This is a genomic window from Pseudoalteromonas sp. NZS127_1 (assembly GCF_015864295.1).
Classification (GTDB): domain Bacteria; phylum Pseudomonadota; class Gammaproteobacteria; order Enterobacterales; family Alteromonadaceae; genus Pseudoalteromonas; species Pseudoalteromonas arctica.
Window position 1 is genome coordinate 1 of record NZ_JADYXO010000031.1, and the last position, 21,819, is coordinate 21,819.

Sequence of the window (21,819 nt, forward strand, 5' to 3'; positions counted from 1 at the left end):
CAGTAGTGAAACGAAACAGCGCCGATGATAGTGTAGCATTTGCTATGTGAAAGTAGGACATTACCAGGCTTCAAATTCAGTCGAAGGACTTTAATCTTAATAATTAAAATAAGAAAATTGAAAAGAATTTTCTTGGTGACAATAGCGTTTTGGACCCACCTGACTCCATGCCGAACTCAGTAGTGAAACAAAACAGCGCCGATGATAGTGTAGCATTTGCTATGTGAAAGTAGGACATTGCCAGGATTTAATTAAGAGAAACCCGTTATAGCAATATAACGGGTTTTTTGCTTTTTGAAATTAGTAAAACTCTGCATACTAAGAGACGATACGATTAATAATAGTGTAGTATTTCACTGTGACTCTCTACCGCTGTGGGCACTACGACATCCTACTGCGTAGCGCACCGACTTCACATTGTAGAGCGCTCGAACTTAAGATTCGGGCTTTTTTATGTCTGCAGAAAAGTGAAAAACACGCAATTAACACACACTCACATCAACACCTATCACGTAGGTCGGGCGAGCGTAGCGACTCCCGACACTAAAATCATAAAAATCTCCGCTCGACAATGAGTTCGTAGCATTTGCACTGTGACTCTCCACCGCAGTGGGCATCATGACATTACCAGGATTTAATTAAGAGAAACCAGATACAGTAATGTGACGTTTTTTTCTATTTAAATTTAGTAAAATCTCACCGTTAAATTCGACAACAAAACTAGGTGCACCTAATAGCGCGTGTTAAAATCCAATTCTTATGAATGACGATATAGAGGTCTAGATTGCCTACAGCTGATTACCAAAAGGTGCTTGATGAAATAGCACATGAAGTACGTCCTTTATTATCACAAGGGAAAGTAGCTGATTATATACCGGCGCTTGCCGAGGTTGATCCGGAACAATTTTCTATCGCTATTTATACAACTGATGGTGAAACTGTGTGCGCAGGGGATTGTTCTCAACGCTTCACTATTCAATCAGTTTCTAAAGTTATGACACTTACTATGGCACTACAGCGTTATGGTGATGAACTTTGGCATAGAGTCGGAAAGGAACCCTCAGGTACAGCCTTTAACTCGCTTACACAGCTTGAGTTTGAAAAGGGGATTCCTCGTAACCCATTCATCAATGCAGGCGCAATTGTAACGTGTGATGCATTATACAGCCGCTTATCTGCGCCAATGCATTCTATGCTCGAAACTTTCAGGTTATTAGCTGGTAATAGAGGCATAGTAATTGATAAAAAAGTCGCTAATTCAGAGTATGAGTTCAGGCACCGAAATGCTGCTATGGCACATTTAATGAAGTCATTTGGTAATTTTGAAAACGAAGTTGATGATGTTTTGTGGGCTTACTTTAACTTTTGTTCTATTGAGCTCAACTGTATTGAATTAGCAAAAGCTTATAATTTTTTAGCTAATAAAGGTGTTGATAATCGATCGGGCAATCGTGTTTTAAGTAGTCGTCAGAATAAACAGCTTAATTCGCTTTTATTCACGAGTGGTTTATATGATGCTGCGGGTGATTTTGGTTACAGAGTGGGCATGCCAGGTAAGTCGGGAGTGTCAGGAACTATTTTAGCTGTGTTACCAAATAAGTTTACTGTAGCTGTTTATTCTCCGGGGCTTAATTCGTTTGGTAACTCCGTTGCAGGAATAGCAGCATTAGAACTGCTATCTAAAAAGCTCGATATTTCTATTTTTTAGGAAATCGATAGGGAGCAATAATTGCTCCCACCGTTATTTATTGTTCCCAATAAACTTGTTCTAAACAATCTTCACGTTCAGGTAAACCACGAGATAAACGCGGAGAGTGCTGAACTAATACTTCATAGCTCGCTCGGTTAGCATATTTACTAATTTGCGATAGTGACGAGTAAGTAATAGCTTGTTGCTGATGTTTAGCTGAGTTTGCCACATTAAGCTTATGGTAAACATTCGCTGACAAATCATGTAGTACAGCCGCAAGTGCGCAGTCACCTGCACCATTGGTGTTTTTTATTGAATCAGGTCCACCCATAAATGGGGCCGTATGACTGTATGCTCTGATAGGTTCATCACACTCATCTTTACGCATAGCTCGTGAGAATTCGTAACGGTTAAAATCAGGTATGGCGCCTGGTAGTAACGGGTATTCGGTTTCACGCTTTAAGCTTTCGTCTACGTAGCCGGCCATAAATAAGCCTTTTTCGCCAGCGGTACAAATAACTAAGTCTACCCAATCAAGTGCTTTATCAGCAGCTAGAAGAGGATCTTCAAAACCTGTAATAGCTAAACCTTCTTCTTCGTTCATAGCAAGAATATCAACATGCTTTTCAACAAAGTTTGCCCACCAAGTAGGGTCTTGTTCAATTAAGAACTTAGTACCGAGTGTTAGCACAACTGGCACACCTGCGTCATTAGCGTATTTTACCGCTTGCATAGTGGCTTCAGTCATTGTTTCGCTACCTTGAGTACGCATAAGATAGGCACTAATCACTAACGCTGATGAATTCTCAATAAGGTCTTTATCGATAGATTCAGGACGTAAGTGATTCATTAGGCCTGCACTTATTGCAAAAGTACGCTCACCGGTTTCATCAATTAATGTAAAACAACGCCCTACAGGCCCATCAACTGGTTGAAGGTAGTTTAAGTCTACACGGCTTGAGGTATTACATAAAAAACGGTAAGCGTAGCTACCTATTTTTATATTTTCGCTCATTACGCCTAATAAAACTGAGCGATCATCTGCAAGTACAGAGTAGTTGTGCATAGTGTTACCAATGGTTCCACCGGCAAACTCAAAATCAACCATATTGTTTAATTTTAAACGATCGTATAAGGCGTTTGTTGTATCGCTATCAATAACTTGCGACATCCCTCTACGTAGTTGAAATTCGTCAAGGAAAGCTTGATCAACTTTTGCCTCTATATCAACAACGATCTGATCGATACCCGTAATATAACTACGTTGTAATCGCTCTGTTGCGTTAAGTTGATTGGTAAGTGGATCTTTGGCTTCCACTGGAAAATAATGTTTATGCCTGCGGCGTCCAGGAAATTTCATTTGCTACCCGTGTTGTGAGCTAAATAAAAAAAGCGTGAGATTATAGCGTAAATCAGCACGAGTGAGCCATTACAAACGGGTAAATATTGTTTTATTTTTGGAATAAAGTAATGAATGGCGCACTTTAGAGTGCTAACTAGGTATAATTACAGCATAAAAGGTTATTTAAGTAGAAATAATGAACGAACCATTTGATGATTCCTACTGGATGGAACAAGCGCTTTTGTATGCAAAGCAAGCAGAGCTGCTTGATGAAATTCCGGTTGGAGCAATTGTAGTCAAAGATAACCAGCTAGTTTCAGTCGGGTATAACCGCTCAATAACGGATAATGACCCATCTGCCCATGCCGAAATGATTGCAGTGCGAGAAGCTGGAAAAGTCCTTAACAATTACCGCTTAATTGATTGCACCCTATACGTAACGTTAGAGCCATGTTCTATGTGTGCGGGATTGTTAGTGCATAGCAGAATAAAGCGTTTAGTATTTGGAGCAGTCGATGCTAAAACAGGGTCTGCGGGTTCAATTATGAATTTATTACAAGAGCCTAAGTTAAATCATCAAGTTGAGGTGTGCGGTGGTGTTTTGGCACAGCTGTGCGGTGATACTATTTCGAATTTTTTTAAACGTAGAAGAGCGCAAATTAAAGCAGCTAAGAAAGCTGCTCGTGATGAACAAATAAATAAGCCTAACTAGAGTTAACTAGCGATTGGCTCTATTTCTGATTCGGCCATTTGCTGCATAGCAAACATTCGGCGACGCCAGATGATTTTTTTGTGTAGTTTTCGCAACATAACACGACGACGTGTGGCCGTTGAATAAATGACATTGCGTTTTAATCTTTGTGTGCGTCTACGTTTTAGCATGTTTTCTCCTAATGCAAGAGTGAGAAAGGCACGGGTATATCTTATAAAATAATAATATACAATTAACACACATTAGTGATCATTTGGTGACAAGTAAACAGATATTTAATTTACTTAAATTTTGCTTACTGACATACTCAATAAACGGGTACTTATATTAATCTTAGCCATTGTTTTCACTCGACTGTTCGGGTTCGATTATAGGTTGTTGTTTTTCTGTTTGAGCTTCATCTGCCTTACTTTTTACTTCACTTTTCACTTCACTTTTTTCGTTTAGCTTTAGCTTTAGCTCAGTATCAGTGCTCAACTCTGTAATTGGTTTTGGCTCAGGCTCTGCAGCAATAGCATCATTTTCATCTAGCCAAACAAGTGCATCGTAATAGCGACGAATATTATCGACATATTTAACAGCTACATCGCCTCGGGCATAACCGTAGCGAGTTTTACGGTAATAGCGCTTTTTAATTAATAGCGGTAGGCGTTTTTTTACATCAGCCCATTTGTCAGGACTTGCACCTTGCTGTTCGGTAATTATACGTGCGTCGTTAACGTGCCCCCAACCTACATTGTATCCGGCCAAAGCAAGCCATGTGCGGTCGGGTTGCGGGATACGGTCAGGAATACGTTTAATAAGCTTGCTTAAGTATTTAGCGCCACCACGAATGTTTTGCTCTGGCTCTAATCGGTTAGTAACACCCACTTGTTTGGCTGTACTGCGAGTTAGCATCATGATGCCGCGCACACCTGTTGGTGATTTAGCGCGAGGATTCCACATAGATTCTTGATAGCTTAGTGCTGCTAATAATCGCCAGTCAAGGCTACCTGCATATTGTTCAAACCATGGCTGGTATGTTGGTAAGGTTTCTTTAATTGCTTCGATATAAGCAAGGGTATTTACATAATTAAATTGGCGTACGTGACCAAAATACTTTTCTTCGAGTACGTAGAGCTGGTTACTTTGCTTAACGTCACCAAAAAATGGCACCAATAACGCATATAAAGAGTCGTCATCTGATTTATTGAGTATCCATGCAATAGGGTCGTTATGGCTAACTGAAAAACCGATGCTTAAATTGGGGTGATAACGGCGAAACAACGATAATGTATGTGTATCGGCTAGGGTGTAATCTATCTCGCCATCAATAACCGCTTGAAGTAATTCTTCTTCATCAAACTCTTCGCTCTCTATCCAGGTAAGGTCTGGATTGTTCTTCTTCATTTTTTGTAGAGTAAGCGAGTGGCTACTTTTAGCTATAACAGTAAAGTTACCGTCTAAATCGTCAAACTCTCGAGGACGAACGCGACCTTGCTTATAAACTAATTTTTGGCTAATTGTTCTGTAAGTTGGCCCAAAGCGGTATTGCTCTGCACGGGTTTTATTATAGGTAAGTCCTGACGCTATTAAGTCTAAATCACCGCTTTCAAGGCGTTCAAACATGTCAGATAAGTTAAAGAAAGGGACTATTTCAAGCTCTACACCTAAATATTCAGCGAAGGCTTGAGATAACTCATATTCAAAGCCTTGCTCACCTTGAACGGCTTGATAATAATTACTAGCACTCGCAAGGGTACCCACACGTATTTTATTGTGTTCTTTTATTTGGGCGAGTTGAGTTGGCTGCTCTTGCATATCGCATGCACATAACAGCATAACTAAAGTAATGATTATTATTAGTTTTTCTTTGAACATTGAGTGCCCCTTAAGCTCGCCAGTCACCGTTATAGCAAAACTAAGCCATCGCGTCACTTTACCTTTTATTTTATTAACCAAAAGAGGCTATAAATAAAGCTAAAAAGTTAATTTTATGAAAAGCGTAATTTTGAGTTAAATCTGAATGCTAATTGGACTATAATGCGTGCCTAAAATATCGTTCAATCCCTAACCCCGGATGAAATTACCTATGTTGATCCTTCGTGGTGCACCAGCACTGTCAGAGTTCAGAGTTAATAAAATTTTAGCGCGTTGCCAACAATCGCAACTTCCAGTCACTAACGTATACGCCGAGTATGCTCACTTTGCCGATTTAACATCGCCGTTGAGTAGCTCCGAGCAAACCAAGCTTGAAAAACTATTAACTTACGGTCCAACTATTGCTGAGCATACCCCAGCCGGCAAACTTGTACTTGTTACACCTCGCCCAGGTACCATTTCACCTTGGGCATCTAAAGCAACCGATATTGCCCATAACTGTGGTTTAAAACAGGTTCACCGTGTTGAACGCGGTATTGCTTATTATGTTGAAGGTGACTTAAACGCAGAACAACTTGCACAAGTAATTGCGTTATTACACGACCGTATGACCGAAGCCACGCATAGTGAGCTTGAAGATGCTGCACAACTGTTTCGCAGTGATGCACCGCGCCAAATGTCGTCTGTTGATATTTTAGGTGGCGGACGCGAAGCATTAGCAATAGCCAATGTTGAGCAAGGTTTTGCCCTTGCTGATGACGAAATAGATTACTTGGTAGAAAACTTTATAAAGTTAGGACGTAACCCTAATGATATCGAATTGTTTATGTTTGCACAGGCAAACTCAGAGCATTGTCGCCATAAAATATTTAATGCTGACTGGACAATCGATGGAAAAGAGCAGCCAAAATCGCTGTTTAAAATGATTAAAAATACCTTTGAGCTAAATCCTGAAAATGTATTGTCGGCGTATAAAGATAACGCGGCAGTAATGAAAGGCTCAAAAGCGGGTCGCTTCTTCCCAAATGCGCAAGGTGAATATGCGTATCATCAAGAAGACATTGAAATATTAATGAAAGTTGAAACTCATAACCATCCAACAGCTATTGCGCCATTCTCTGGTGCAGCTACGGGCTCTGGCGGTGAGATTCGCGATGAAGGCGCAACAGGTCGTGGCTCTAAACCAAAAGCTGGTTTAGTTGGCTTTACGGTATCAAACTTACGTATTCCAGGTTACGAGCAACCATGGGAAAGCGATTTTGGTAAGCCGAGTCGTATTGTTAACGCGCTTGATATAATGACAGAAGGTCCACTGGGTGGCGCTGCATTTAATAATGAGTTTGGTCGTCCTAACTTATTAGGTTACTTCCGTACTTACGAAGAAAAAGTAACAAGCCATAATGGCGAAGAAGTACGTGGTTATCATAAACCAATTATGCTTGCCGGTGGTTTAGGTAATATTCGCTCTGATCATGTTCAAAAAGGTGATATTCCTGTAGGCGCTAAATTAATTGCGCTAGGTGGGCCTGCAATGAACATTGGTTTAGGCGGTGGTGCTGCATCAAGCATGGCTTCAGGTCAGTCAAATGAAGATTTAGACTTTGCTTCAGTACAGCGCGAAAACCCAGAAATGGAACGTCGTTGCCAAGAAGTTATCGATAAATGTTGGCAGCTAGGTGATGAAAACCCAATTGCATTTATCCACGATGTAGGTGCTGGCGGTTTATCAAATGCGTTTCCTGAGCTTGTTAATGATGGCGGACGTGGTGGTAAGTTCCAATTACGTAGCATTCCTAACGATGAGCCAGGCATGGCACCGCACGAAATTTGGTGTAATGAATCACAAGAGCGTTATGTACTCGCTGTTGGCGTAGAGGACTTTGACCGCTTTGAAGCAATTTGTAAGCGTGAACGTGCCCAGTACGCTGTTATTGGTGAAGCAACCGCTGAACCTCACTTAACAGTGTCAGACAGCCACTTTGAAAATAACCCTGTTGATTTACCGCTGGACGTATTATTAGGTAAAGCACCTAAAATGCATCGCGATGTAACGTCAAAGCAAGTTGTTGGTAAAGCGCTTGATACTACATTAATAAATGCAGCAGATGCAGCGCAGCGCTTAATGCGTTTACCAGCCATTGCAGAAAAAACATTCCTAATAACAATCGGCGATCGCTCAGTTACGGGTTTAGTAGCGCGCGATCAAATGGTCGGTCCTTGGCAAGTGCCTGTTGCTAACTGTGCAGTAACTGCGGCAACGTATGATACTTACCACGGTGAAGCTATGTCACTCGGTGAGCGTACTCCTGCAGCATTACTTAATTACGGTGCATCTGCTCGTTTAGCTGTAGCTGAGTCGTTAACTAATATTGCCTGTGCAAACATCGGTAGCCTTGAAAACATTAAGTTATCGGCAAACTGGATGGCAGCAGCGGGTCACCCAGGTGAAGATGCTGGTTTATACGAAGCGGTTAAAGCCGTAGGGGAAGAGCTTTGTCCTGCGCTTGGTTTAACGATTCCAGTAGGTAAAGATTCTATGTCAATGAAAACGACATGGAAAGATGAAGGTGACTCACAAGAGAAGTCAGTAACGTCGCCGCTTTCACTGGTTATAACTGCGTTTGGTCGTGTTGACGACGTACGTAAAACAGTAACTCCAGAACTGCGTACAGATAAAGGCGACACATCGCTTATATTAGTTGATTTAGGTGCGGGTAAAAACCGCATGGGTGCATCAAGCCTTGCGCAAGTTTATAAGCAATTAGGTGATGTAACACCTGATGTAGATAGCCCAGAGTTATTAAAAGGCTTTTATAACGCAATGCAAGCGCTTGTGGCCGATAGTAAGTTACTTGCTTATCATGACCGTTCAGACGGTGGTTTATTTACCACGGTTGCTGAAATGGCGTTTACGGGTCATACCGGTGTAACGGTTGATTTAGCAGGTTTAACAGGTTCGGACATTGAAGCGCTTTATAACGAAGAGCTAGGTGCAGTAATTCAAGTTGCAAATAGTGATTTAGATGCAGTAAATGCTGTGTTTGAGCAACATGGTATTGCAGTAATTACTCACAACATCGGTACACTTAATAGCGACGATACGATTATATTTAACCGTGGCGAAAACACGGTACTTAATCATACGCGTACTGAGCTTCGCACTATTTGGGCTGAAACAACGTATCAAATGCAAGCACGCCGTGATAACCCTGAGTGTGCTAAGCAAGAGTTTGATGCAAAGTTTGATGCAAAAGATCCAGGCTTAAACGTAAAACTAAACTTTGATTTAAACGAAGATATAGCTGCACCATACATTGCAACCGGTGCTAAACCGCAAATGGCTATTTTACGTGAGCAAGGTGTTAACTCTCATTTAGAAATGGCGGCTGCGTTTAATCGTGCTGGTTTTGCTGCCATTGATGTACACATGAGCGACATTTTAGAAGGTCGTTTAACGCTAGAGCAATTTAAAGGTTTAGTGGCATGTGGTGGTTTCTCATACGGTGACGTACTTGGTGCGGGTGAAGGTTGGGCTAAGTCTATTTTGTTTAACGATATGGCACGCGATCAGTTCCAAAACTTCTTCCACCGCGAAGATACCTTTAGCTTAGGTGTATGTAACGGTTGCCAAATGTTATCAACATTAAAAGAGTTGATCCCTGGCACTGAACATTGGCCGCGCTTTGTAACTAATAAATCAGAGCGTTTTGAAGCACGCTTTAGTTTAGTAGAAATACAAGAAAATCCGTCTGTGTTCTTTAACGGAATGGCTGGCTCGCGTATGCCTATAGCGGTTTCTCATGGTGAAGGTCATGCTGAGTTTGCAAACGATGCAGCCACTAAAGCGGCGCTTAATAGCGGCACTGTAGCGGTTAAGTTTGTAGATAACTACGGTAACCCTACTACGCAGTACCCAGCTAACCCTAATGGATCTCCAGAAGGTATTACAGGTATTACCTCTACTGATGGTCGCGCAACTGTAATGATGCCGCATCCAGAACGCGTATTTAGAAGCGTTGCTAACTCTTGGCATCCTGATGAATGGATCGAAGATAGCCCGTGGATGCGTATGTTCCGTAATGCACGTAAAAATGTAGGTTAATTACATTTGCGTTTATACAAGTTAGATTCATAATCTAGCTGTAAAATAAAAAAGGCTGCATTGTGCAGCCTTTTTTGATTAGTATGCTTTTTGCACCAAGTTAAAAGCACAAAGCATGTAAGGATAGTATGTTTAAACGAGTTGGTTTAATTGTTGGGGCTATATTGCTAAGTATCTTGCTGCTTGGTTATGTATTTCGTTTGCCTTTATTACAGTGGGCTATAGCGCCTGAGCTTAAAAAAGCAGGCATTACGTTAAGTTGTCTCGACTTTTCAATTACGTCTGAGCTAAATATCTATGCTGATAAAGTGTGTGTGAATTATCAAAATCAACAGTTACAACTTACTGGTATTACTGCAAATATAAAACGTATAGATATTAAAAATGCTGTGCTAACGGTTAATCCTTTCCCTAAAAACGATAATGCTAATCAACTTGCTAAAAATCTTGATTTAGCGCTTCCTTCAACCCGTCCATTAATCAGCATTAAACAGCTTGCAGTAAAAAGTGATCAGCTCAATAAGCCACTAAAAATAAGTATATTGGAACCCACACTAAATCAGTTTAATGTCACTGGTGATATAAACGCGAGTGCGATTTTGACTGCTGATAAAGTAAGTGGTCAGTTTGCAGTAAATGACACTCTTTTAAAGCAAGTTATAAACACTAAAAACACCTTAATAGCTGGCGTTAATTTTAATACTCAGCAAGCGTTTAGCTTTGACGGTATAGAGCTTAAATTAAATGGCGATATTAGTGCCCAGTTTACTCATACTTATGAGCAATGTCAGGCCAACGTATTAACCTCTGGCAAGTTGGCAACTCATTTTAATTTAAACAGCCAAGCGTTAATGCTTAATACCGATTTGCTTAATAACAAAATTAATTTAACGCCAAGTTGTGCGAATTTAATTTCACCGAGTGAATACGCAGGTTTTGTCAGCAATCAAGTTCCTTTAAATTGGCAACTTAAACTCCCTCAATCAATTCGCTTAAAGGATAGTGAGCTGAGCTTATCTGCAATTAATTTGGTGAGTGAGGGCGTTAAGCAATTTGATATTTTAATGACAGATACAGCAGTTAATATTAAATCGCCACTTGAAAACGTACAGACAAATTTATCAGCTCAAATAAGCACACCCGATATAAATAATTTCAGCGTTAATGCTCAGTTAGTGGGCACTACGATTAAAGGCGATTACGCGGTTGCGCTTGAAAGCTTGCCTGAATTTGTTCCTGCAACAGCGAATGGGCTTAGCCTTGGTGGTCACTTTGATATAAGTGAGTTTATTGACTCAAAACCAGTTGGGCTTATAAATGCTAAATTAACGCTCAATAGTGTAGATGCGTTTGATATAAGCGCAGTGCAATACCAAGGTGATTTAACTGCAAAAATGGATAAGCAGTTAAACGCAGAAGTAACATTAACGCATCAATTTAAAAGCGCACAATATAAAAAATTTAAAGCAACGGATATAAGTAACACATTAACAGCAAATGCTAATTTAGGCGTGGGCGAGTTATTTGCCGAGTTAACAGCAAAAACGAATATAAAGGCTGTTAATAGCCCTGACATAAAACTTAATAATATAAAAGTAGAGTCTAATGGGCTACAAAGCCGTGCACTAAAAGCCACTCATCACGCATTTATAAACGATGTCGAGTTAGTGATAAATCATCATGTATCGGCGCAAGCTAATCCGTTTGAAGTCATTATTCCTGAACAAGGTGTGCTGCCATTAAATGCATTTATTAGTCAATTTGAACCACTTGCGCAACTAACCGAGGGTAAATTTAATGGCTATATTAGTGGTGATGTAAACTTGCAAAACGCTTCATTCAATATAGGGGTTACTCACATAGGTGCACTTTATAACGATTACCTTGCGAGTGATTTGAATAGCGTATTTAGCGGGCAATATAATTCAGGTAAGCTTAATGTAAAACCAACTACCTTTAATTTAAATGAATTTAGAGCCGGTGCTGTTGTAAAAAATATTAAAGGGCAGTGGCAAGTTAACGATAATAGCGCTCTAGTAAACGATATAACGGGCGATGTATTTGGCGGCGAATTTTCGTTAGATACCTACACAGTAGGGAAGCCAAATCAAGTCGCTAATGTTAAGTTTGAAAATATTGATGCGAGTAAACTCGTTACACTCGATGATAAGTCGGGCATTGTATTAACGGGACGCTTAGCAGGCGCGTTGCCAGTCCACTTTAATAGTGGTGAAATTGAAATAATTGATGGCAGTTTATTTAGCCAAGGCACAGGTAATTTAAAAATTACTAATAACGCAGCGTTTGATTCGGTGATGCAGCAACAGCAAGAGTTGCAACCTGTGTTAGGATTATTAACAAATCTAGATATTCAAAAGCTAAATAGTAGTGTTGCACTAAAAAGTGATGGTTGGTTAAAACTCGGTGTTAACTTACAAGGTTATAATAAAGCAGAGCAGCAGCAAGTTAACTTTAACTACAATCATGAAGAAAACGTATTTACACTTTTACGCGCATTGCGTTTAAGTGACGAAATTACACAAAAAGTTGAGCAACAATACTCACAAAAAGGAAACTAATAATGAGACAGTCGTTATCGATAAAAGTACTGCTCGCGCTGGGTGCTATTAGCGTACTAAGTGCCTGCACGCACCGTGTTGAGGTGTCTGCAAAAGAGCCTATTACAATTAATTTAAATGTGAAAGTTGATCACGAAATTCGCGTAAAAGTAGACAAAGAACTCGACAGTTTATTTAGTGACGACAGTGAGTTATTTTAAGGAGTTAGAACATGAATACGAAGAAAAAATTAAATATTATTACATTACTTAGCGCTGTATGTATGTCGTTCTCTGTGTGGGCTATTAGCCTTGATGACGCCAAAAACCAAGGTTTAGTCGGTGAGGATAGCTCTGGTTATTTAGGGCTTGTTGTACAAAATGAAGAAGCAAAAGCGGTTGTTGATGACATAAATGCAAAGCGTAAAGCGCAGTACTTAAAGCTGGCTAAAAAGAATAACTTGTCACTTTCACAAGTAGAGGCACTCGCCGCTGCCAAAACAATTGAAAAAACCCAAAGTGGTCATTACGTTGAAGTAAATGGTAACTGGGTTAAAAAATAGCGATCCCAGCTAGCTTTACTTTGCTAAAGCTAAGAATAAAATCAAGAATAAAACCGAGCCTCTAAGCGCTCGGTTTTTTACAGCCTTCGAGTAACTGCTGCCAAAAATCAATACCCTTACGCCTTGCTAGGTTTATATTATGCTCTGGAATAGATTCAGGCTCGTTATAACTATCAAGCGCTTCGCTCATACTTGCTTCGCGGATTAAATGCAGAGTAGGAAAAGGCGCTCTATTTGTGTAGTTTGCGGCATCGGTTTCATCACTGTCGGCAAATACGTAATCAGGATGAAAGTTAGCAATTTGATACTTGCCTTCAAACCCTTGCGCGACTAAAAGCGCATTAGCTAAATCGACCAAGTCTAAAAAGTCTTCAAAATCACTAAAGCCGTTATCAAACATGATAAGCGTTGTTTCGCGCTCTGGTTCACGGTCAAGCTCAACACATTGCTCAAGCATATCCATTACGGCGTCATCCATGCTCGTTGCTGGGCTTACGATGTAATGAATACAATTATTTTCTACTTCTTTGCGGGCAAACGGGCAAAAGTTATATTTAACAATAACAGATGATACCCATTCGCGGGTTTGGCTTATAGCTATGTTGGTCACGGTTTTGGCTCTAAATATTGGTGAATAATGGTAAGTGTTTTTTGTATTGCACCTTGGTTTTTAGCTACGCATTGCGCGGCTTTAATACCTAAGGTTTGGCATGCTTTTGTGTTTTGGCTAAACGTTATGAGCTGCTTTGCTAGTTCGTCGTTGTTATCAACCATTACGGCGCCTTTGAGCTTTATTAGCTCGGGATAAACATGGTCAAAATTATATGTGTGTGGACCTGTTATTACACCTACCGAAAACGCCGCTGATTCCAGTGGGTTATGCCCACCTCTGCGAATTAAGCTGCCACCAATAAAGCTTACATTTGCAGCGCCATATAAACACTGTAACTCACCAAGCGTATCAGCAAGAAGTACTTGTTCATTGTTGTAGTTATTTTGGCTACGACGGCTAAAACTAAGTGGGCTTTGTGTTAAAAGCTCTGCCACTTTATCAAATTGCTCTGGATGGCGCGGAGCAATTATAAGTAATGCATTCGGTTGTTTTTTTAGTAACTCTTGGTGAGCTGCCAATACTAATTCATGTTCTACAGGATGTGTTGAGCCTGCAACCCATACAAAGCGCTCGTCAGTATCGTGCTCATTACTGCTATTTTCATTACTATTATTTTTATTAATACTATAAAGCTGTTTAAGGTTGAGTACTTTGGCTAATTGCTCTTCACTTGGTGTTATATCAAATTTTATAGAGCCTGTTACATAGCTTTTTGAAGTTTCGAGACCAAGCTCTATAAAACGCTCCGCATCTGCCTTGTTATGACTCGCAAGTACTGTAATTGAGCGCATAATAATATGCGTTAATTTAGCGACCTTTTGATAGCCTTGCTGCGACTTTTCAGAGAGCCTTGCATTGATAACAAGTATCGGTATATTTTTTTTGTGACTTATCGCCATTAAATTTGGCCATAGCTCGGTTTCTAAAATACATAATGCTTGTGGCTTAATACGCTTTAAAAATCGGGCTGTCGCAAACGGAAAATCAATTGGTAAGTAGCTACACGCAACAGTATTTTTAAATTGGTTAAGTATTTGCTCTCTGCCTGTTGGGGTATTACAGGTTATAAGTATATTTAAATTTGGATGCGCTTTTTGAAGCGCTTTAATAAGCGGCGTTGCGGCAAGTACCTCACCAACAGACGCACAATGAAAAACTAAAGGCTTGGTTTTAGTCGTAAATAAAGACTTACTGACAAACCCAAAGCGCTCTTTAAAGTGTGCACGATAGCCTTGGTTTTTTTTACCTCGTAAAATATAGAGATAAAATACAATCAGTGGGCTAATAAAAATTAATGCTAAGGAGTAAAAAATGCGTGCCATACTGATCATTCTTAAAGGGAAGTGGCGTTAGTTTACCGTGAAATAGCCGTTTTCTAAACATACTCGCAATAAAATATGGTCTGGGTTCAGTTATAACCCGATAAAATGCACACAATTAAATAAAATTATGGAATAATGGATTTAATTTTTCCCTGCTATTTCAGTTCCTAGAGGAATTTTTCATGTCAATTATCGATTCAGTGGCAGCTAGCTACGTTGAAACATTAAACCGTCATCAAGCATTATTTGAAACGATGGAAGCTTATCATCAAGAATCTATGCAACTGTTAGAAGCATGTCACAGTGCATTACAAGCGGGTGGCAAGATTGTTTGGTTTGGTAACGGCGGTAGTGCAGCCGATGCGCAGCATTTAGCAGCCGAGTTTGTAGTGCGTTATAAATTAGAGCGTGGTCCGCTTGCCTCAATGGCATTGACTACAGACACATCAATTTTAACTGCACACAGCAACGATTATCACTTTGATACGGTGTTTGAACGCCAAGTTCAAGCGCTATGTAAACCAGAAGATTTAGTTATAGGTTTAACCACATCAGGTACTAGTAATAATATTAATTTAGCATTAGAAGCTGCAAATAAACTAGGTGCTTTTACAGTGGCATTAACTGGACGTGATGGCGGTAAAGTAAAAGATATTGCTAAGTTACCTATCATTATAAAAAATGACGAAACAGCACGTATCCAAGAAGCTCACATGTTTATAGGTCACTGGTTATGTGAAGCCATGGATATGGTTGTTGCGGAGCAGCAGTAATGGATTTATCGTTATTAAAAAATTTATCGGCAGCACGAATATTGGTTGTTGGCGACGTAATGCTAGACCGTTATTGGTATGGCGATACAGGGCGTATTTCGCCAGAAGCGCCAGTACCCGTTGTTAAAGTAAGTAAATTCGAAGACAAAGCGGGCGGTGCAGCTAACGTTGCAAAAAACATAGCGCGTTTAGATGCAAAAGTAGGCTTGCTGGGCTTAATTGGTGAAGACGAAAGCGGTCAAATTTTAGAAACAATTCTAAAAGGTGAAAATATTAGCTCACAGCTAGTCAGTGTGTGTGATTTGCCAACTATTTCAAAAATGCGCGTTATTAGTCGTCATCAACAACTCGTTCGCTTAGATTTAGAAGAAACATTCACTGAGCAACACAGCCAACTTTTATTAAACCGTTTAGAGCTTGTGCTAGATGAATACGATTTCATTGTGTTCTCTGACTACAGTAAAGGATCTTTAAGCTTAATAAAAGAGATGGTAAGCCTTGCTAAAAGTGCGGGTAAAACGGTTTTAATCGATCCTAAATCGCCAGATTTACATTTATATGAAGGTGCTGATTACATTACGCCTAATTTACATGAGTTTAAGTTAGCAGGTGGTCAAACCGATTCAGAAGAAGCTTTGACAGCAAGTGCGCGTGATTTAATTAGCAAAAATGGCATTAATGCTATGTTGCTTACACGTTCTGAGCAAGGTATGTCGCTTATTAGTGCAGATGAAAAGTTTGATTTTGCAGCGCAAGAGCTTGAAGTAAGTGATGTAACCGGGGCTGGTGATACGGTTATAGCGACACTGGCGGTAATGCTTGGCGCGGGCATGGAACCTAAAGACGCTGTAGAGATTGCTAATTTAGCGGCAGGTATAGCGGTTAGTAAATTTGGAGCAGCTACGGTTTCGCCAGAAGAATTAAGTCGTAAGCTTGGACAGTATTTACATACTACTGGTGAACATTACCAAACACCATTTGATGATGTGCTTCAACATATTGAATTTGCAAAACAAAACGGTGAAACCATTGTATTTACTAATGGCTGCTTTGATATTTTACATGCTGGGCATGTGCGTTATTTAGCACAAGCTAAAGCGCGAGGCGATAGACTCGTTGTTGGATTAAATAATGACGAATCTATTACGCGTTTAAAAGGGGCAGATCGTCCTATTAACCCATTAGATGAACGTGCAATGGTACTTAGCGCACTTTCATCAGTTGATTGGGTTATTCCGTTTGGCAGTTTAGATGAAAACGATACTCCCGCTAAATTAATTGAGCAAATAAGCCCTGATATTTTAGTTAAGGGTGGCGACTACACCGTAGAGCAAATAGCGGGTGCTGAGCATGTACTTCGCCATGGCGGAAAAGTTGAAGTGCTTGAATTTTTAGATGGGTGCTCAACATCAAAAGTAATAAGTAAAATTAAACAGTAATTACTGATTTAGTTTGCTAAAAAATAAAAAAAAGGGATGAAAACACTGTTTTCATCCCTTTCTTACTTTTAATACGTTACTTTATTAAAAGTAACTTATTAAAAGTTATATTCGTACTTAGCAAATGCAGAAGTATCGTTTTCAGCACCGTCGTTGTTAGACGCAAAAGCACCTAAAGTGACGCGCCCTCCCATAGAGAGCATTCTGTAACGCAGTTCTAATTGCTTAGAGTTGTACGCTGTTTTAGTTATGCTGTTACCTAAATCGGGATTGCTAGGGTACCAATCGCTATTATCACTATTATAATCAACATTTCGTAACTTTACCTGCCAATCATCACCATTTGATAGTTGTCCTAACAATGTGAGAACAATTGATTGTGCATCGTTATCGTAAGTTGAGCCAATTGTGCGTCCGTGGTAACGGTAGCCTGATTTATAATCAGTATGTTCATAATAGCAATTTTCATCGACTAACCCTGTTGTACATGAAACACCAGTATCTATATATTCGACATTTATTAATATATTTTGATCGTATACTCGCTGTGTGGTTTGTAAGCCAAATAAATATGCTCTACTTGATGGCTTAAATTTTGAACTAGCATCTTCACCTATGGTGCTTGCATAAATAGCATATGGCTGACCTAATAATATATCAGACCAGCGAATATCAATTCCAGCTAACTGATTACCAATTTTAGATTCAAATTGACTATCGCAGCTTTCGCTACCATCAACACATGAAGCCTTCCCTGTAACTACATCAATAAAGTCGCCAGCAGAACCTGGTTGCCCTTCGCCAGCCCATTGTGCAGACCAGCTAAGTGCAATTTCTAGCTGTTGAATAGGGCGGAAATTAACACGGGTACTCCACAGTAAAGCATCAGGTATAACACGCGTAGACTCAAGTTTAGCCATTTGTGCAGTAAAGCTCCATTGACCAATCCAGCTCAGCCATGGTGTCTCGAAAGCAGTACTTTTTTCTCTGGTAACACTTAGTGCAGGTAAAGGTTTCGCATTACCTGACATAATTAAGCTGTTATCAACACCAGGTCCCCAAAATTGTTCAACAGCACCGGCTCTAAAAATCCAGTTACCTAAACGGTAAGCTAAGTAACTATCATCAAGTGAGGTATCGTTACAATCGGTTAAAGCTTGCTCGTTGGTAACTATATCGTCAGTCGTTTTTCCATCAACTAAACACTTTTTACCGTCTTTTCTATAATTTATAGCTACTTTAGCTGCAAAGTTATCGCCTAAATAAGCGTAAGCTGCAGAAAGCTCTGTTTCTTGAGTATTTGTTGCACCAAAGCTTGTTGCTATGATTGGATCTGTGGCTGCAAAAGCTGATAATTGAAGACTATGTGAGCTACTATTTTCTGATTTATATCGATGTTTAACGCGAAGTAAAGCATCTTGTAAGCTTGGAGATAATTGCTCCAGCGGCATACTTTCTACATCGCTTATAAAACTTTTCCACATAAGCGGATAGGTAGTTACAGGAGCTAAAATAACACCGGCATCAGCTAATTGTTGAATATCAGCTCTTAGACCATAATCATCGGGTTTTACCCATGGCTCAGCATTAACTGATGCGCTCATAGCGCAAAAAAGAGTAGAAAGTAGAAAAATTCTGTTTCGCAAAGTTCAGATCCTTGTGATTAAGATTGCGGCTAAGTTTATCAATCTAAGTCTGCTATTGCAGTAAATAATCAAATTTATAGAGTTAATTTAATATATTAAAATGTAACCTGTCTATCGTAATAAGTATCTGATTGATATACTGGAGCTCAAATAGGACATTGAGAATGCAATGAGCAACAAACGACTTTTATTTATTCCAGTATCATCACCGGAAGGCATTGGTGAATATATGCGCTCGTTGTTGTTGGCTCAAAGTTTACAGGCAGAACTTGCAGATTCTCTCGATATTCATTTTATATTAAATAAGCATACTCCTTATGCTAAAACTTGTCCTTTTAAAGCTACACTACTCGAACACTCAGCGACTAAAGAGCTTGATTTTGTTTGCGACTTTATAGAGCAATTTAAACCTGATGTCGTTGTTTTTGATTGTGCAGGACGTGCAGGGCATATGAAGGCGGCTAAAAAGGTAGGCGCTAAAGTTATATTCATTTCTCAGCATGCAAAAAAACGTGCTAAAGGCTTAAAACTTAACAGAATTAATTTAATTGATACACATTGGGTTGTACAGCCTGATTATTGTATTGAGCCACTTACATGGGCTGAAAGTACGAAGTTAGACATGTTTCCCTTGGCACATCCTCGAAATGTAGGTCCTTTTGTTACATTTGCCTCTTGCGCGCAAAAACGTGATGTTTTAAATCGCTATAACTTAGTATCGGAAGGCTATTTTATTGTAAATGCTGGCTCAGGCGGACATGTATTAAATAACCTTAATTGCGCTGATGTTTACTTTAAAGCCGCGCTTAAAATTACTAAGCACACTGGTTTAAAAGCAGTTGTTGTGTTTGGTCCCAATTATAAGAAAGCCATTCCTGAAAGTGATGAGGTTACTTGTTTAGCAAGTCTGCAAAGTACTGATTTTTTGGCATTAATGAGCCAAGCTAAAATCGCATTACTTAGCGGTGGAGATACTTTACTGCAAGCAATTGCAGTTCAAACCCCCGTTGTGGCATGTGCTATCTCAAAAGATCAAAATACACGTTTGGATCATTGTGTTAATGCAGGTGTTGTCATAAAAGCAAATCTTGATATTGATGAAATCACTACGAAAATAGCTCAAGTTATTAGCGAGCCTTTCTATAATGAATTCGTTGCTAAATATAGCCAACTTGATAATACACATAGCTTCGATGTGATCACTAATGGCATAAAAAATATGCTTATAGGGGATCGCTAATGAATATAGTGATTGTAATTGATTCCCTTGTGGGTGGTGGTGCTGAAAAAGTAATGCTTACCCTTGCTGAGGAAATGGCCAAGTTAAAGCACCGAATCACTATTTTGTCTCTTGCTAACTCTATTGAATATAATATCCCTGAAGTACTTAACGTGGAGAGTTTATTCGCACATAGGGCATCAAAAGTAGATCGATTTTGGCAGCGTAAAAATAGCATTTTAACACTACAAACTTGGTTTGAAAAAAAACAAAGCGAGCTGGGCAATATTGATTTAGTGCTTTCTAATCTTGATAGAAGTAATAACTTGCTCGCGCGTAGTAATATCAAAAATGTTCATTTTGTTATTCACAACTCAGTTAATGCAGAACTTGCACGTCAAAAAAAGTTAGGTCCATTTTCATACTTATATCTTAAAAAAAGTAAGCAAAATTTAAATGGTAAATCACTTATTTGCGTATCAAAGGGTGTTGAAAAAGAAATAACACAAGGGGATTTAATTAACCCAAGTGCAATTGCGACTATTTACAACCCGTTCGATTTTGAAAAAATAAGACAGCAAGCAAATGAGCAAAATAACAATATCCCAAATGAGCCCTACTTAATTCATGTAGGAAGACTCGCCAAACAAAAACGCCACGATATATTATTTGCAGCATTTGCAAAGCTTGATAAAAAATACAAGTTAGTACTTTTATGTAATAAACCGGCTAAAGCGCTAAAGCTTGCACAGGAATACGGCATAGAAAAACAGTTAGTAGTGCCAGGATTTCAACAAAACCCGTACAACTGGATTAAGCATGCCAAAGCTTTAGTGTTGAGTTCTGATTTTGAAGGACTTCCAACGGTATTAATTGAGGCTTTAGCGGTGGGTACTTCGGTAGTTAGCACTAATTGTACATTTGGACCAAGCGAGATATTAACAGGCGAGCTAAGTAAATATTTAGTACCCGTTCAGCAAGGTGAGGCATTAACCAATGCCGTTAAGCAGGTGCTAGCAGATAAGCCAAATGTAGAAAACGCAGATATTCTAAAACAAGTACAGGCAGAGCAGGTTGCTCTGAAGTATTTAGCATTGGCTAACTAAGTTAACTTATATTAGGTTAACTTATATTAGGTTAACTTATATTAGCGAGCGCTTTGAAGTAGTTGCTGTGCAGAGTTTGCCAGTCAGTCGCTTGCCAATTAAATGTCTCGTTTCGACCTTGTTCTTTTAAAAATGAGCGCTCAAGTCGTTCCATATTACTTTGTTGCCACTGCACATTAGGCATTTTTATTTCACCTCTATCAAAGTCGATAATGTACACATCACCAGTATCATCAAACAAAATGTTATTAATGTTTAAATCGGCGTGATAAACACCTTTTGAATGAAATAGCGCGATTGTTTTAGCTATGCGCTCCAACTCATCTTCGGTCAATGGGCGTTCAATTAATATATCGAGTACGCTTTTAGCGCCTTTAACAGCCTCGGTAATAATATCCCCACGATAAATTAATCCGCTGCGGGTTACTTTAGCTGCAATAGGGGTTGGTACGTTTAAACCAAGCTCTATAAGTTTACTCATTAAGCTAAACTCTTTATACACACGGGTTTGTTCAAGCCCTGGATATAAATATTGATCGCTTAGCAATTTACCCACTAAGCCACCGCGCCAATAATGCCTAAGTACGGCTGTTAATTCGTCTTGTTTAAAAAACCACGCAGTTGCTCGGCCCTTTTTAGCGCCCACAATTTTATTTCGTTGTTGCCAATAATTTGCATCAAACCAATCGAGAGTAATTTGGCTCGTGTATTTAGGGTGGCTTAATACAGTGTGATTGCCTTGCACGTGTTGTTTAAACATAGCTCTGCGTAATTGCTAAATAATATGCCTATATTAGCGCGTTTTAAAGCTGAGGATAAGTGCTTGCAATAGCGTGATTATAATTTAAGATCGGCTTTTGTATTTAATACCTAAG

General features: G+C 39.5%; 17 protein-coding genes and 1 rRNA gene. 11 read left to right on the forward strand and 7 right to left on the reverse strand.

Annotated elements, in window-relative coordinates:
* The first annotated feature begins 131 nt into the window (after positions 1-131).
* A 5S ribosomal RNA gene (rrf, locus tag I6F50_RS18785) occupies positions 132-246 on the forward strand.
* A gap of 538 nt (positions 247-784) precedes the next feature.
* Positions 785-1,708, forward strand: coding sequence for a glutaminase B (gene glsB / locus I6F50_RS18790; protein WP_007584683.1), 924 nt, complete (start codon positions 785-787; stop codon positions 1,706-1,708).
* Positions 1,709-1,745: 37 nt separating this feature from the next.
* On the opposite strand, the gene I6F50_RS18795 is transcribed toward glsB, so the two are convergent.
* Positions 1,746-3,050, reverse strand: coding sequence for an inosine/guanosine kinase (locus I6F50_RS18795; protein WP_010554383.1), 1,305 nt, complete (start codon positions 3,048-3,050; stop codon positions 1,746-1,748).
* Positions 3,051-3,228: 178 nt separating this feature from the next.
* Here I6F50_RS18795 and tadA point away from each other — a divergent pair, with 178 nt between their 5' ends.
* Entirely contained in the window at positions 3,229-3,744 is a 516-nt protein-coding gene (tadA, locus tag I6F50_RS18800) for a tRNA adenosine(34) deaminase TadA (protein ID WP_101162827.1), read from the forward strand.
* Positions 3,745-3,746: 2 nt separating this feature from the next.
* Here the strand turns inward: tadA and I6F50_RS18805 are convergent, their stop codons facing one another.
* Together I6F50_RS18805 and mltF are read right to left on the reverse strand one after the other, a co-directional pair.
* Entirely contained in the window at positions 3,747-3,914 is a 168-nt protein-coding gene (locus I6F50_RS18805; RefSeq protein ID WP_007584688.1) for a hypothetical protein, read from the reverse strand.
* A 163-nt stretch (positions 3,915-4,077) separates the two neighbouring features.
* Positions 4,078-5,604, reverse strand: a complete 1,527-nt coding sequence (mltF, locus tag I6F50_RS18810; protein WP_165729378.1) for a membrane-bound lytic murein transglycosylase MltF — start codon at positions 5,602-5,604, stop codon at positions 4,078-4,080.
* A gap of 211 nt (positions 5,605-5,815) precedes the next feature.
* Here mltF and purL point away from each other — a divergent pair, with 211 nt between their 5' ends.
* The 4 genes from purL to I6F50_RS18830 all read left to right on the forward strand — a co-directional run bounded on the left by purL (position 5,816) and on the right by I6F50_RS18830 (position 12,826).
* On the forward strand, positions 5,816-9,706 hold the full coding sequence (gene purL / locus I6F50_RS18815; protein WP_197177009.1) for a phosphoribosylformylglycinamidine synthase: 3,891 nt from the start codon (positions 5,816-5,818) through the stop codon (positions 9,704-9,706).
* Positions 9,707-9,834: 128 nt separating this feature from the next.
* Positions 9,835-12,285 (forward strand): YdbH domain-containing protein, encoded by a 2,451-nt coding sequence (locus tag I6F50_RS18820; protein WP_197177011.1) that lies wholly within the window; start codon positions 9,835-9,837, stop codon positions 12,283-12,285.
* A gap of 2 nt (positions 12,286-12,287) precedes the next feature.
* Complete coding sequence (locus I6F50_RS18825; protein ID WP_165729381.1) at positions 12,288-12,485, forward strand: YnbE family lipoprotein; 198 nt, start codon at positions 12,288-12,290, stop codon at positions 12,483-12,485.
* Between the two features lie 11 nt (positions 12,486-12,496).
* A complete protein-coding gene (locus I6F50_RS18830) occupies positions 12,497-12,826 on the forward strand; it encodes a YdbL family protein (protein WP_165729382.1) in 330 nt (109 codons plus the stop codon).
* A gap of 61 nt (positions 12,827-12,887) precedes the next feature.
* Here I6F50_RS18830 and I6F50_RS18835 read toward each other — a convergent pair whose 3' ends face one another.
* Both I6F50_RS18835 and waaA read right to left on the reverse strand, forming a co-directional pair.
* Positions 12,888-13,436: a DUF1415 domain-containing protein gene (locus I6F50_RS18835; RefSeq protein ID WP_165729383.1), complete on the reverse strand. Its 549-nt coding sequence runs from the start codon at positions 13,434-13,436 to the stop codon at positions 12,888-12,890.
* The gene (gene waaA / locus I6F50_RS18840) at positions 13,433-14,761 is read right to left on the reverse strand and encodes a lipid IV(A) 3-deoxy-D-manno-octulosonic acid transferase (RefSeq protein WP_165739966.1); all 1,329 of its coding nucleotides are present in this window, start codon (positions 14,759-14,761) and stop codon (positions 13,433-13,435) included. The genes I6F50_RS18835 and waaA overlap by 4 nt, the downstream gene beginning before the upstream one ends.
* 182 nt (positions 14,762-14,943) lie before the next feature.
* On the opposite strand from waaA, the gene I6F50_RS18845 reads away from it, so the two are divergent.
* Together I6F50_RS18845 and hldE are read left to right on the forward strand one after the other, a co-directional pair.
* On the forward strand, positions 14,944-15,534 hold the full coding sequence (locus I6F50_RS18845; RefSeq protein ID WP_024611243.1) for an SIS domain-containing protein: 591 nt from the start codon (positions 14,944-14,946) through the stop codon (positions 15,532-15,534).
* Positions 15,534-16,973, forward strand: a complete 1,440-nt coding sequence (hldE, locus tag I6F50_RS18850) for a bifunctional D-glycero-beta-D-manno-heptose-7-phosphate kinase/D-glycero-beta-D-manno-heptose 1-phosphate adenylyltransferase HldE (protein WP_197177013.1) — start codon at positions 15,534-15,536, stop codon at positions 16,971-16,973. Before I6F50_RS18845 ends, hldE begins: the two co-directional genes overlap by 1 nt.
* A 98-nt stretch (positions 16,974-17,071) precedes the next feature.
* On the opposite strand, the gene I6F50_RS18855 is transcribed toward hldE, so the two are convergent.
* Entirely contained in the window at positions 17,072-18,577 is a 1,506-nt protein-coding gene (locus I6F50_RS18855; RefSeq protein WP_197177015.1) for a capsule assembly Wzi family protein, read from the reverse strand.
* Positions 18,578-18,788: 211 nt separating this feature from the next.
* Between I6F50_RS18855 and I6F50_RS18860 the strand changes: the two genes are divergently transcribed.
* Together I6F50_RS18860 and I6F50_RS18865 are read left to right on the forward strand one after the other, a co-directional pair.
* A complete protein-coding gene (locus I6F50_RS18860) occupies positions 18,789-19,859 on the forward strand; it encodes a glycosyltransferase family 1 protein (RefSeq protein ID WP_197142692.1) in 1,071 nt (356 codons plus the stop codon).
* Positions 19,859-20,944: a glycosyltransferase gene (locus tag I6F50_RS18865; RefSeq protein ID WP_197142694.1), complete on the forward strand. Its 1,086-nt coding sequence runs from the start codon at positions 19,859-19,861 to the stop codon at positions 20,942-20,944. The genes I6F50_RS18860 and I6F50_RS18865 overlap by 1 nt, the downstream gene beginning before the upstream one ends.
* Before the next feature lie 31 nt (positions 20,945-20,975).
* Here the strand turns inward: I6F50_RS18865 and I6F50_RS18870 are convergent, their stop codons facing one another.
* Complete coding sequence (locus tag I6F50_RS18870; RefSeq protein WP_197142696.1) at positions 20,976-21,704, reverse strand: 3-deoxy-D-manno-octulosonic acid kinase; 729 nt, start codon at positions 21,702-21,704, stop codon at positions 20,976-20,978.
* Positions 21,705-21,819: the final 115 nt, after the last annotated feature.

What these genes read in the sequence shown, in the direction of transcription:
- I6F50_RS18795 (WP_010554383.1), bottom strand. Translation starts at nt 3,050, where the DNA reads ATGAAATTTCCTGGACGCCGCAGGCATAAACATTATTTTCCAGTGGAA.
- tadA (WP_101162827.1), top strand. Translation starts at nt 3,229, where the DNA reads ATGAACGAACCATTTGATGATTCCTACTGGATGGAACAAGCGCTTTTG.
- I6F50_RS18805 (WP_007584688.1), bottom strand. Translation starts at nt 3,914, where the DNA reads ATGCTAAAACGTAGACGCACACAAAGATTAAAACGCAATGTCATTTAT.
- mltF (WP_165729378.1), bottom strand. Translation starts at nt 5,604, where the DNA reads ATGTTCAAAGAAAAACTAATAATAATCATTACTTTAGTTATGCTGTTA.
- purL (WP_197177009.1), top strand. Translation starts at nt 5,816, where the DNA reads ATGTTGATCCTTCGTGGTGCACCAGCACTGTCAGAGTTCAGAGTTAAT.
- I6F50_RS18820 (WP_197177011.1), top strand. Translation starts at nt 9,835, where the DNA reads ATGTTTAAACGAGTTGGTTTAATTGTTGGGGCTATATTGCTAAGTATC.
- I6F50_RS18825 (WP_165729381.1), top strand. Translation starts at nt 12,288, where the DNA reads ATGAGACAGTCGTTATCGATAAAAGTACTGCTCGCGCTGGGTGCTATT.
- I6F50_RS18830 (WP_165729382.1), top strand. Translation starts at nt 12,497, where the DNA reads ATGAATACGAAGAAAAAATTAAATATTATTACATTACTTAGCGCTGTA.
- waaA (WP_165739966.1), bottom strand. Translation starts at nt 14,761, where the DNA reads ATGGCACGCATTTTTTACTCCTTAGCATTAATTTTTATTAGCCCACTG.
- I6F50_RS18845 (WP_024611243.1), top strand. Translation starts at nt 14,944, where the DNA reads ATGTCAATTATCGATTCAGTGGCAGCTAGCTACGTTGAAACATTAAAC.
- hldE (WP_197177013.1), top strand. Translation starts at nt 15,534, where the DNA reads ATGGATTTATCGTTATTAAAAAATTTATCGGCAGCACGAATATTGGTT.
- I6F50_RS18855 (WP_197177015.1), bottom strand. Translation starts at nt 18,577, where the DNA reads ATGAGCGCATCAGTTAATGCTGAGCCATGGGTAAAACCCGATGATTAT.
- I6F50_RS18860 (WP_197142692.1), top strand. Translation starts at nt 18,789, where the DNA reads ATGAGCAACAAACGACTTTTATTTATTCCAGTATCATCACCGGAAGGC.
- I6F50_RS18865 (WP_197142694.1), top strand. Translation starts at nt 19,859, where the DNA reads ATGAATATAGTGATTGTAATTGATTCCCTTGTGGGTGGTGGTGCTGAA.
- I6F50_RS18870 (WP_197142696.1), bottom strand. Translation starts at nt 21,704, where the DNA reads ATGTTTAAACAACACGTGCAAGGCAATCACACTGTATTAAGCCACCCT.